Annotated in this window: 12 protein-coding genes; all 12 read right to left on the bottom strand. The window is 70.3% G+C overall.

Annotated elements, in window-relative coordinates; translation table 11 throughout:
• Window positions 1-53: 53 nt before the first annotated feature.
• Window positions 54-353, bottom strand: coding sequence for an NADH-quinone oxidoreductase subunit NuoK (nuoK, locus tag AC6EI4_RS18670; RefSeq protein WP_498420632.1), 300 nt, complete (start codon window positions 351-353; stop codon window positions 54-56).
• Entirely contained in the window at window positions 350-1,231 is an 882-nt protein-coding gene (locus tag AC6EI4_RS18665) for an NADH-quinone oxidoreductase subunit J (protein WP_498420631.1), read from the bottom strand. The genes nuoK and AC6EI4_RS18665 overlap by 4 nt, the downstream gene beginning before the upstream one ends.
• A complete protein-coding gene (gene nuoI / locus AC6EI4_RS18660; protein ID WP_498452377.1) occupies window positions 1,228-1,815 on the bottom strand; it encodes an NADH-quinone oxidoreductase subunit NuoI in 588 nt (195 codons plus the stop codon). The genes AC6EI4_RS18665 and nuoI overlap by 4 nt, the downstream gene beginning before the upstream one ends.
• Window positions 1,815-3,158, bottom strand: coding sequence for an NADH-quinone oxidoreductase subunit NuoH (gene nuoH, locus AC6EI4_RS18655; protein ID WP_498452398.1), 1,344 nt, complete (start codon window positions 3,156-3,158; stop codon window positions 1,815-1,817). Before nuoH ends, nuoI begins: the two co-directional genes overlap by 1 nt.
• Window positions 3,158-5,569 carry an NADH-quinone oxidoreductase subunit G gene (locus AC6EI4_RS18650; RefSeq protein ID WP_498452376.1) on the bottom strand — a complete coding sequence of 804 codons (2,412 nt, stop codon included), beginning with the start codon at window positions 5,567-5,569 and terminating at the stop codon, window positions 3,158-3,160. The genes nuoH and AC6EI4_RS18650 overlap by 1 nt, the downstream gene beginning before the upstream one ends.
• Window positions 5,566-6,888, bottom strand: a complete 1,323-nt coding sequence (nuoF, locus tag AC6EI4_RS18645) for an NADH-quinone oxidoreductase subunit NuoF (RefSeq protein ID WP_498425425.1) — start codon at window positions 6,886-6,888, stop codon at window positions 5,566-5,568. Before nuoF ends, AC6EI4_RS18650 begins: the two co-directional genes overlap by 4 nt.
• A complete protein-coding gene (gene nuoE, locus AC6EI4_RS18640; RefSeq protein ID WP_498425424.1) occupies window positions 6,885-7,673 on the bottom strand; it encodes an NADH-quinone oxidoreductase subunit NuoE in 789 nt (262 codons plus the stop codon). Before nuoE ends, nuoF begins: the two co-directional genes overlap by 4 nt.
• A complete protein-coding gene (locus tag AC6EI4_RS18635; protein WP_498425423.1) occupies window positions 7,673-9,046 on the bottom strand; it encodes an NADH-quinone oxidoreductase subunit D in 1,374 nt (457 codons plus the stop codon). The genes nuoE and AC6EI4_RS18635 overlap by 1 nt, the downstream gene beginning before the upstream one ends.
• Window positions 9,046-9,789, bottom strand: coding sequence for an NADH-quinone oxidoreductase subunit C (locus AC6EI4_RS18630; RefSeq protein WP_498452375.1), 744 nt, complete (start codon window positions 9,787-9,789; stop codon window positions 9,046-9,048). The genes AC6EI4_RS18635 and AC6EI4_RS18630 overlap by 1 nt, the downstream gene beginning before the upstream one ends.
• Complete coding sequence (locus AC6EI4_RS18625; protein ID WP_498452374.1) at window positions 9,786-10,340, bottom strand: NuoB/complex I 20 kDa subunit family protein; 555 nt, start codon at window positions 10,338-10,340, stop codon at window positions 9,786-9,788. Before AC6EI4_RS18625 ends, AC6EI4_RS18630 begins: the two co-directional genes overlap by 4 nt.
• Before the next feature lie 42 nt (window positions 10,341-10,382).
• Window positions 10,383-10,742: an NADH-quinone oxidoreductase subunit A gene (locus AC6EI4_RS18620; RefSeq protein WP_498425405.1), complete on the bottom strand. Its 360-nt coding sequence runs from the start codon at window positions 10,740-10,742 to the stop codon at window positions 10,383-10,385.
• 200 nt (window positions 10,743-10,942) lie between these two features.
• Window positions 10,943-11,632, bottom strand: a complete 690-nt coding sequence (locus AC6EI4_RS18615; RefSeq protein ID WP_498452373.1) for a demethylmenaquinone methyltransferase — start codon at window positions 11,630-11,632, stop codon at window positions 10,943-10,945.
• Between the last annotated feature and the right edge of the window lie 97 nt (window positions 11,633-11,729).

Here is an 11,729-nt window from a genome sequence, read left to right as displayed (position 1 = left end):
GTACGAGGGCATGGCCGCCCTCGGTGAAAAGGTTCGACAAGGTCCGTCTCCCTTTAGTACTTCAGCAGACTGGCGTCGTCGACCGAGGCCGAGCGGCGGGTGCGGAAGATGGTCATGATGATGGCGAGACCGATCACGACCTCGGCGGCGGCGACGACCATCACGAAGAAGGCCGCCAGCTGTCCGTCGAGGTTGCCGTGCTGCTTGGCGAAGGTGACCAGCGCGAGGTTGCAGGAGTTCAGCATCAGCTCGATGCACATGAACACCACGATGGCGTTGCGCCGGGTGAGCACCCCGACGCAGCCGATGGTGAACAGGATCCCCGAGAGGACGATGTAGGGCGTGACGCTCATCGACCGTCCTCCTTCATGCTGCCGGCGGTGTCGCCGGTGGCGCCTGCGGCCTGGGGCGGTGCGCTCATCGGGGTCTCCTCGCCCGAGGCCGGGCCGGTGTGGCCGGTGATCTTCGGGTTGCCCGAGAAGCCGCCCTTGAGCTGGCGCTCGATGGTCTCGATCTCCGCGGCGGCGGCCGGCGCCGTGCGCACCGACCCACGGGCGGCGAGAACCCGCGAGATGGACGTCGGCGCGGTGCTGCCGTCGGGCAGCAGGGCCGGGGTGTCCACCGCGTTGTGGCGGGCGTAGACACCCGGCGCGGGCAGCGGACCGGGGTGCTTGCCGCTCTCGCCGTACGCGCGGATCCGCTCGGCGGCCAGCGCCATCTGCCCCTCCTTCGGCGAGAGGCGCTCGCGGTGCGCGAGCACCATGGCGCCGACGGCGGCGGTGATCAGCAGGGCCGAGCTGGTCTCGAAGATGAAGACCCAGCGGGAGAACAGGATGTTGGCCAGCGCCTGGACGTTGCCGGCGCCGTTGGCCTCCTCGAGGCCGACCGCGGTGCCGAGCGAGACCTGGGCGAGCCCGATCGCGAGCACCGAGCCGAGCAGCAGCCCGCCGATGATGGCGACCACGCGCTGGCCCCGGATGGTCTCCACGACCGAGTCGGAGGCGTCCACGCCGACCAGCATCACCACGAACAGGAAGAGCATCAGGATGGCGCCGGTGTAGACGATGATCTGCACCGCGAACAGGAACGGCGCCTCGAGCACCAGGTACAGCACCGCGAGGCTGATCATCACCACCGCGAGCAGCAGGGCCGCGTGGACCGCCTTGCGCACGAAGAGGATGGCCAGCGCCGCGATCACCATGACCGGGGCCAGGATCCAGAAAGCGGTCACCGACCGGCCTCCTTGCTCAGGTTGGGACTGCCGGCGCCCGGCTCGGGAGCCGCGTCGGCGGTGCGGAACGTGCCGCGGTAGTAGTCGCCCTCGTCGTCGCCGAGCAGCATCGCGTGCGGAGGCTGCTCCATGCCGGGCAGCAGCGGCGCCAGCAGGTCGGACTTCTCGTAGATGAGGTCCGCCCGGTTGTCGTCGGCCAGCTCATACTCGTTGGTCATCGTCAGCGCCCGGGTCGGGCAGGCCTCGATGCACAGCCCGCACAGGATGCAACGCAGGTAGTTGATCTGGTAGACGCGGCCGTAGCGCTCACCGGGGCTGAACCGCTCGTCCTCGGAGTTCGAGGCGCCCTCGACGTAGATCGCGTCGGCGGGGCAGGCCCAGGCGCACAGCTCGCAGCCGATGCACTTCTCCAGGCCGTCGGGCCAGCGGTTGAGCTGGTGCCGGCCGTGGAAGCGCGGCGCCGTCGGCACCTTCTCGAAGGGGTACTGCTCGGTGACGACCTTCTTGAACATGGTCCGGAAGGTCACCCCGAAGCCCGCGATCGGGTCCCAGAACTGCTCCTTGAGTCCCTTTGACTCAGCCATCAGATCTCCTCACCCGTCCGGGCTGCCGTCGACCCGACTGGGTCACCGGACTTGTCGAAGGTCAGGGGTCGGGCCGCACCGCGGACCGCACCCCCGGCGGGCATCGGCGGCACCGGGAACCCGGTGCCGGTGTTCACGAACAGGCGCTCCTTGGCCTCGATCTCCTCGGCTTCGGGGTCCTCCTTCTCACCGACGAAGAACAGCGCGATCATCGCGACGGCGAGCACGCCGATGCCGATCAGCAGGTACTGCCGGTCCACACCGCCCTCCAGGGAGATGGCGCGCACGGTGGCGACCGCGATGATCCAGACCAGCGAGACCGGGATCAGCACCTTCCAGCCGAACGCCATGAACTGGTCGTAGCGCAGCCGGGGCAGGGTGCCGCGCAGCCAGATGAAGATGAAGATGAAGAACAGCACCTTGCCGAGGAACCACAGCAGCGGCCAGTAGCCCTCGTTGGCACCCGCCCAGACCTCGTCGATCCAGAACGGCGCGTGCCAGCCGCCGAGGAACAGGGTGGTGGCGATCGCGGAGACCGTGGCCATGTTGATGTACTCGGCGAGGAAGAACAGCGCGAACTTCATCGAGGAGTACTCGGTGTGGAAGCCGCCGACCAGCTCGCCCTCGGCCTCTGGGAGGTCGAACGGCGCGCGGTTGGTCTCGCCGACCATCGAGATCGCGTAGATCGCAAAGGACGGGAAGAGGATCAGCCCGAACCACAGGTCGTCCTGCGCGGCGACGATCTCCGAGGTCGACATCGAGCCGGCGTAGAGGAAGACCGCCACCAGCGCCAGGCCCATCGCGACCTCGTAGGAGATCATCTGGGCGCTGGAGCGCAGACCGCCGAGCAGCGCGTAGGGCGAGCCGGAGGACCAGCCGCCGAGCACGATGCCGTAGATCCCGATCGAGGCGATCGCGAGCACGAAGAGCACCGCGACCGGCATGTCGGTCAGCTGCAGCGGCGTAACCCGGTCGGAGAAGGGCAGCTTGACCTCAGGACCGAAGGGCACCACCGCGAACGTCACGAACGCGGGGATCACCACGATCACCGGCGCCAGCAGGAAGACGACCTTGTCGACGTTCTTGGGGATGATGTCTTCTTTGAAGATCAGCTTCATCGCGTCGCCCAGCGACTGCATCAGCCCGAACGGGCCGTTCACGTTGGGGCCGGGACGGTGCTGCATCCGAGCGACGACGCGCCGCTCGAACCAGATGTTGAACAGGGTCAGCAGCAGCAGCACCACGAAGATCAGGACGACCTTGGTGATGATCAGCCACCACGGATCCCTGCCGAACTGCTGGAGCGGCTCCTCGGCCGCCAGCACGATCGCGCTGGTCGAGATCACTGGTCTGCTCCCTTCACGGTGACCCGGCTGCCCGCGGAGGCGAGGTCGGCGAGGACGCCGTTGCCGAAGGAGTTGCCCGGCACCCAGACCACGCCGTCGGGCAGGTCGGCCGGCTCGGCCGGCAGGGTGACGCTGCCGCGGTCGCCGGTGAGGGTGACCGTCGAGCCGACCGCGCCGTACGTCGCACGCGGGAGGCGGGCGACGGCGCGGCGGGCCGTGGCATGGAGGTACTTGTCGTTGTCCTGCATCGAGCCGTTGTCCAGCAGCTGCTTCCAGGTGGCCAGGGCGAAGGTGCCCGCCGCCGGGAGGTCGGCGGTGGCGGCCGCGGTGGCCGGGGCCGCCGCGCGGTCCCCGTCCCAGGCGCCGAACTGCTGCATCTGGGCGCGGACGTCGAGCACGGTGCGGAAGCCCAGCGGGCGGCCGAGCTCCTCGGCGATGCCCGCGAGCACGCGCAGGTCGGGCAGCGAGCGCGGGTCGGAGAAGACCGCGTCGAAGGGGCGCGGGCGCCCCTCCCAGGTGACGAACGTGCCGGCCTTGTTGGTGACCGCGGCCACCGGGAACACCACGTCGGCGGCCCGGGTGATCTCGGTGTCGCGCAGCTCGAGGCTGACCACGAAGCGGGCCGCCGCGACGGCCGCGCGGGCCGCCTCGGGGTCGGGCATGTCGCGCGGGTCCACCCCGCCGACGACCAGGCCGCCGAGCTCACCGCTGAGCAGCGCGGCGACGATCGCGTCGGCGTCGCGGCCCTCGGCCTCGGGCAGCCGGTCCACGCCCCACGCGGTGGCGGCGTCGACTCGGGCGTCGGCCTGAGCGACCGGGCGTCCGCCCGGCAGCAGGTTGGGCAGGCAGCCGGCCTCGAGCGCGCCGCGGTCGCCGGCCCGGCGCGGGATCCAGGCCAGCTTGGCGCCGGTGGCGCGGGCCAGCTCGAGCGCGGCGGTGAGAGCGCCGGGCACGATGGCCAGCCGCTCCCCCACCAGGATCACGCTGTCGGCGCCCAGCGCCGCGGTCTCGTCGCCGGCCAGGGCAGCCAGCGCGGCCGGCTCCTCGCCGGGCGCGGTGGGCACCACGCGGGCGTTGAGCTTCTGCGACCCCCGGCTCGTGTACGGCGCGAGGCTGATCACCTGCGTGCCCTTGCGGCTGGCCTTGCGCAGCCGCAGGAAGAGCGTGCCGGCCTCGTCCTCGGGCTCGAAGCCGGCCAGGACGACCGTGCGCGAGCCCTCGACGTCGCCGTAGGTGACGCCGCCAGCGCCGGGACCGGTGAGCGCGACGTGGGAGGCCAGGAAGGCCGCCTCCTCCGCCGAGTGCGGCCGGGCGCGGAAGTCGATGTCGTTGGTGCCCAGCGCCACCCGCGCGAACGCGCTGTAGGCGTAGGCGTCCTCGGCGGTGACCCGGCCGCCGGTCAGCACGGCCGAGGCGCCGGCTGCGGCCAGTCCGCGGGCGGCGACCTCGAAGGCCTCCGGCCACGAGGCGGCGCGCAGCTCGCCGGTCGCGGCGTCGCGCACCATCGGGTAGGCGAGCCGGTCAGGGGTACGGGTGTAGTTGAACGCGAAGCGGTCCTTGTCGGTGATCCACTCCTCGTTCACCTCCGGGTCGTTGCCGGCCAGGCGACGCATCACCTTGCCGCGTCGGTGGTCGACGCGGATCGCGGCGCCACAGGCGTCGTGCTCGGCGATCGAGGGGGTGGAGATCAGGTCGAAGGGCCGCGAGCGGAAGCGGTACTCCGCGCTGGTGAGCGCGCCGACCGGGCAGATCTGGATGGTGTTGCCCGAGAAGTAGGACTCGAAGGGCTCCTTCTCGTAGATGCCCACCTGCTGCAGCGCGCCGCGCTCGATCAGCGCGATGAACGGGTCACCGGCGATCTGCTCGGAGAAGCGGGTGCAGCGCGCGCAGAGCACGCAGCGCTCGCGGTCGAGGAGGACCTGCGCGGAGATGTTGATCGGCTTGGGGAAGGTGCGCTTGACCCCGCCGCCGGCGGAGAACCGCGACTCGGCGCGCCCGTTGGACATCGCCTGGTTCTGCAGGGGGCACTCGCCGCCCTTGTCGCAGACCGGGCAGTCCAGCGGGTGGTTGATCAGCAGGAACTCCATGATCCCCTGCTGGGCCTTGTCCGCGACCGGGCTGGTGGCCTGGGTGTTGACGACCATGCCGTCGGCGACCTGGAGCGTGCAGGAGGCCTGCGGCTTGGGCAGACCGCGGCCGTTGCCCGCGTCGGGGACCTCGACCAGGCACTGGCGGCAGGCGCCGACCGGCGCGAGCAGCGGGTGGTCGCAGAACCGCGGGATCTGCACCCCGATCTGCTCCGCTGCCCGGATCACCAGGGTGTCCTTGGGGACGCTGACCTGGACCCCGTCGACGGTGAGGGTGACCAGGTCGTCGGCTACGCCGGCCCGGTCGGGTGTGGTGGTCATGCGTGCGCTCCCGACTGCGCCGGATTCGGCGCGAAGGCAGTGGCGGCTGCGGGGTCGAAGGGGCAGCCGCCGTGGGTCAGGTGGGCGAGGTACTCGTCGCGGAAGTGCTGGATCGACGACGAGATCGGGCTGGTCGCGCCGTCGCCCAGCGCGCAGAACGCGCGGCCCAGGATGTTGTCGCACTGGTCGAGGAGGAGCCCGAGGTCGTCCTCGGTGCCCTGTCCCCGCTCGAGTGCCGCGAGGGTCTGGGCGAGCCACCAGGTGCCCTCACGGCACGGGGTGCACTTGCCGCAGGACTCGTGCTTGTAGAACTCGGTCCAGCGCAGCACCGCGCGCACCACGCACACGGTCTCGTCGAAGATCTGCAGCGCGCGGGTGCCGAGCATCGAGCCGGCCGCTCCGACCGCCTCGTAGTCCAGCGGCATGTCGAGGTGCTCGGCGGTCAGCAGCGGCGTCGAGGACCCACCGGGGGTCCAGAACTTCAGCTCGTGCCCCTCGCGCATCCCGCCGGCGAGGTCGATCAGCTCGCGCAGGGTGATCCCCAGCGGGGCCTCGTACTGCCCGGGGCGCGCCACGTGCCCGGAGAGGGAGTAGATGACGTAGCCCTTGGACTTCTCGGTGCCCATCGAGGCGAACCACTCGGGCCCGTTGCGCACGATGCTGGGCACCGACGCGATGGACTCCACGTTGTTGACCACGGTCGGGCTGGCGTAGAGACCGGCCACCGCGGGGAACGGCGGACGCAGCCGCGGTTGACCGCGCCGCCCCTCGAGCGAGTCGAGGAGGGCGGTCTCCTCGCCGCAGATGTAGGCACCGGCGCCGGCGTGCACGATCAGGTCGAGGTCGTAGCCGCTGCCGTGGATGTTCTTGCCGAGGTGACCGGCCAGGTAGGCCTCCTGCACCGCGCGCTGGAGCCGGCGGATCACGTGCAGGACCTCGCCGCGCACGTAGATGAACGCGGTGTTGGCCCGGATCGCGTAGGAGCTGATGATCACGCCCTCCACGAGCGTGTGCGGGCTGGCCATCATCAGCGGGATGTCCTTGCAGGTGCCCGGCTCCGACTCGTCGGCGTTGACCACGAGGTACTTCGGGTTCGGGTTGTCCTGGGGGATGAAGCCCCACTTCATGCCGGTCGGGAAGCCCGCGCCGCCACGGCCGCGCAGACCGGAGTCCTTGACCGCGGAGATGACGTCGTCGGGGGTCATCGCCAGGGCCTTGCGCAGCCCGACGTACCCGTCGTGGGCCTCGTAGGACTCCAGGGTCCAGCTTCGGTCGGCGTCCCAGTTGTCGGTGAGGACCGGGGTCAGCATGTCGGTCACTTCGCCTCCTCCCCCGCCTTGTTGTCCTTGTCGTGCTGCAGGTCTGCCGGCGACTCGGCCAGCTTGGTCTCCGACTCGGCGCGCGAGGTGTCGGCGCGCTCGCTGGCGCCCGTGGCGGACGTCTCCAGCGACTGGGTGCCGGCGCTGCTGGGCGACGGCGCGCGCCAGCCCCGCTCACGGGCGACCTGGAGGCCGGCCAGCGAGGCGGGCCCGGCGGCCGGGCCCTCGTCGGCACGGTCGTCGGGGAAGCCGGCGAGCACCCGCTCGGCCTCGCGCCAGGTGCACAGCTTCGGTCCCCGGGTGGAGTGGACCTCGTTGCCGGCGCGCAGGTCGTCGACCAGCTGGCGCGCGGACTCGGGGGTCTGGTTGTCCATGAACTCCCAGTTGACCATCACCACCGGGGCGTAGTCGCACGCCGCGTTGCACTCGACGTGCTCGAGGGTGATCTTGCCGTCCTCGGTGGTCTCGTCGTTGCCGACGTCGAGGTGCTCCTTGAGGTCGGCGAAGATCTGGTCGCCGCCCATCACCGCGCACAGCGTGTTGGTGCACACGCCGACGTGGTAGTCGCCCACCGGTCGGCGCTTGTACATCGTGTAGAACGTCGCGACCCCGCTGACCTCGGCGGCGGTGATGCCGAGGATCTGGGCGCAGGCCTCGATCCCCTCGGCCGTCACCCGTCCCTCGGCGCTCTGCACGAGGTGCAGCATCGGCAGCAGGCCCGAGCGCGGCTGCGGGTATCGCGCGGCCACCTGCTCGAGCTCGGCGTACGTCTCTGGACTGAGCATCAGCGGTCCACGCCTCCCATGACGGGGTCGATCGAGGCGATGGCCACGATGACGTCGGCGACCATGCCGCCCTCGGCCATCACACTGGTCGCCTGCAGGTTGGTGAACGACGGGTCGCGGAAGTGCGCCCGGAACGGTCGGGTGCCGCCGTCGGAGACGACGTGGCACGCGAGCTCGCCGCGCGGCGACTCGACGGCGGTGTAGGCCTGTCCGGCCGGCACCTTGAAGCCCTCGGTCACCAGCTTGAAGTGGTGGATCAGCGCCTCCATCGACTCGCCCATGATGTGGCGGATGTGGTCGAGGCTGTTGCCCATCCCGTCGCTGCCGATGGCGAGCTGGCTGGGCCAGGCGATCTTCTTGTCGCCGATCATCACCGGCGCGCCCTCGAGGCCGGCGAGCCGGTCGGCGCACTGCTCGATGATCTTCAGCGACTCGCTCATCTCGTTGAGCCGGATCCGGAAGCGCCCGTAGGAGTCCGCGGTGTCCCAGGTCTGGACGTCGAAGTCGTAGGTCTCGTAGCCGCAGTAGGGCTGGGTCTTGCGCAGGTCCCAGGCGTAGCCGGTGGAGCGCAGCACCGGACCGGTGATGCCCAGCGCCAGGCAGCCGGCGAGGTCGAGGTGGCCGATGCCCTCCAGGCGCCCCTTGAAGATGGGGTTGGCGTTGCACAGCGCCGCGTACTCGGGCAGCCGCTTCTTCATCAGCGCGATGAAGTCGCGGATCTCGTCGAGCGCGCCGGGGGGCATGTCCTGGGCGACGCCGCCGGGACGGATGAACGCGTGGTTCATCCGCAGGCCGGTGATCAGCTCGAACAGGTGCAGCACGAGCTCACGCTCGCGGAAGCCCATCGTCATCACCGTGAGCGCGCCGAGCTCCATGCCGCCGGTGGCGACCGCGACCAGGTGCGAGGAGATCCGGTTGAGCTCCATCAGCAGGACCCGCATCACCTGGGCCTTCTCCGGGATGTCGTCCTCGATGTCGAGCAGCCGCTCGACGCCCAGCACGTAGGCCGCCTCGTTGTAGAAGGGCGACAGGTAGTCCATCCGGGTGCAGAACGTGACGCCCTGGGTCCAGGAGCGGAACTCCATGTTCTTCTCGATGCCCGTGTGCAGGTAGCCGATGCCGCAGCGGGCCTCGGTGACCGTCTCGCCCTCGAGCTCGAGGATCAGCCGGAGCACGCCGTGGGTGGACGGGTGCTGCGGGCCCATGTTGACCACGACCCGCTCGTCGGCGGCCTCGCTGGAGATGTCCTGGACCAGCGAGTCCCAGTCCTGGCCGGTGACGGTGAACACGCGACCCTGGGAGGTCTCGTTGGCTCCGGCGAAGAGGTCCTCGCCGTGGCCGGGCGCGTTTCGTGTGGTGTCTGAGGTGCTCATCAGTTGTACGACCTCCGCTGGTCCGGCGGCGGGATGGTGCCGCCCTTGTACTCCACCGGGATGCCGCCCAGCGGGTAGTCCTTGCGCTGCGGGTGCCCGGGCCAGTCGTCGGGCATCAGGATCCGGGTCAGCGCCGGGTGTCCGTCGAAGATGATCCCGAAGAAGTCCCAGGCCTCGCGCTCGTGCCAGTCCAACGTCGGGTAGACGGCCACGATCGAGGGGATGTGCGGATCGGCGTCGGGGCAGCTGACCTCGAGCCGGATCCGGCGGTTGTACGTCATCGAGAGCAGGTGGTAGACCGCGTGCAGCTCGCGCCCGATGTCCTCGGGGTAGTGCACCCCGCTCACGCCCGAGGCGTACTCGAAGCGCAGCGCCGGGTCGTCGCGCAGTGCCGTGGCGACCGCGACGATGTCCTCGCGCCGTACGTGGAAGGTGATCTCGCGCCGGTGCACGACGACCTTCTCGATGGCGGTGGTGACGCCGCCCGCGGAGAGCCGGGCCTCGAGCGCGTCGGCCACCTCGTCGAACCAGCCGCCGTAGGGGCGCGCGGACGGGCCGGGCAGCACCACCTGGCGCACCAGCCCGCCGTAGCCGGAGGTGTCGCCGGAGCCGCGCACGCCGAACATGCCGACCCGGGTGCCGATCCGCTCCACCTCGCCCGCCTGGGCGGGGAGGTGGTTCTCCGGCGACTGCTCGGTCGCCGGCTGGTCGGGAGCCGAGGCGTCCCGCTTGTCGTCGCTCATCGCAGCAGCCCTCGCATCTCGGAGGTCGGCAGGGCGCGCAGGCCCTCGTTCTCGCGCTCGATGATCTCGTTGGCGCGGTTCACGCCCATCTTGGTGTGCTTGACCTGCTCGTGGAGCTTGAGGATCGCGTCGATCAGCATCTCCGGGCGCGGGGGGCAGCCGGGGAGGTACATGTCGACCGGGACGATGTGGTCCACGCCCTGCACGACCGCGTAGTTGTTGAACATGCCGCCACTGCTCGCGCACACGCCCATCGCCAGCACCCACTTGGGGTTGGGCATCTGGTCGTAGATCTGTCGCACGACGGGAGCCATCTTCTGGCTCACCCGGCCGGCGACGATCATCAGGTCGGCCTGGCGGGGGCTGGCCCGGAAGACCTCCATGCCGAAGCGACCCAGGTCGTACTTCGGTCCGCCGCTGGTCATCATCTCGATGGCGCAGCAGGCCAGACCGAACGACGCCGGCCAGAACGAGACCTTGCGCATGTAGCCGGCAAGACCCTCGACGGAGGAGAGCAGCACGCCGCTCGGGAGCTTGTCTTCCAGACCCATGTCAGATTCCTTCGGTGATCGGGAGGGGCGTGATCACGGTGATCAGTCCCAGTCCAGGCCGCCGCGACGCCACACGTAGGCGTAGGCGACGAAGACCGTGACGATGAACAGGAGCATCTCGACCAGCCCGAAGAGCCGCATCGCGTCGAAGTGGACGGCCCACGGATAGAGGAAGATGATCTCGATGTCGAAAACGATGAAGAGCATCGCGGTGATGTAGTACTTCACCGGGATGCGACCGCCACCGGTCGCGTGGGGCGTCGGGTCGATGCCGCACTCGTAGGACTCGAGCTTGGCCCGGTTGTAGCGCTTCGGGCCGACCAGGGCGCTCAGGATGAGCGTCACCACCGCGAAACCCGCCGCGAGGATCACCAGCGCCAGCACCGGCGTGTAGAGCTCCATGGTGCTTCCCTTTCCCGGATCGAACGGCGGGCGGCATCCCTGTCAGGGCGACGACGCGTGCCACAGAATCTGTCCTCGTGACCTTGTGAAGCGGTTCACGAGTGGTGCGCAACACAGTCTACGAGTCCTCGGCACAGGCGCCACCTCGGCCCCCGAAGGACCCAGGAGCCTCAGGACCTAAGTCCCGGAGGTCCGGCCCCTCAGGCCCGGGCGCGGTGCAGGGCCACGATGCCCCCGCTCAGGTTGCGCCACTGCGGCTGCGCCCAGCCGGCCCGCGCGACGAGGTCCGCGAGGCCCCGCTGGTCGGGCCACGCCCGGATCGACTCCGCCAGGTAGACGTAGGCGTCGGGCGCCGAGGAGACCGCGCGCGCGATCGGCGGCAGCGCCTTCATCAGGTACTCGACGTACAGGGTCCTAAACGGCGCCCAGGTGGGGTGGCTGAACTCGCAGACGACCAGCCGGCCGCCGGGCTTGGTGACGCGGCGCAGCTCGCGCAGCCCGGCCAGCGGGTCGACGATGTTGCGCAGCCCGAACGAGATCGTGACCGCGTCGAAGGTGGCGTCGGCGAACGGCAGCTTGGTGCCGTCGCCCGCGGCGAACGGGAGGGCGGGGCGCGCGGACTTGCCGACCTGGAGCATGCCGAGGGAGAAGTCGCACGGGACCACCGTCGCGCCGCGGTCGGCGAACGGCTGGCTCGAGGTGCCGGTGCCGGCTGCGAGGTCGAGGACCAGCTCTCCCGGCTGCGGATCGACCGCGTCGATCACGTCGTGTCGCCACCGGCGGTCCTGCCCCAGGGAGAGGACGTCGTTGGTGAGGTCGTACCGCTTCGCCACCGCATCGAACATGCGACGGACGTCGGTCGGCTGCTTGTCCAGGTCTGCGCGGGCCACCGGGGAAGACTACGTGGCCGACTGCCGGCACGTGCGACACGGGGTCGCAGCGCCGGAGCGCCAATTCCGTGATTCCGGCCTCATCTGGGCGACACTC

Source organism: Nocardioides sp. Z43_10, from assembly GCF_059766615.1.
This window is presented reverse-complemented; position numbering and strand designations above follow the sequence as displayed.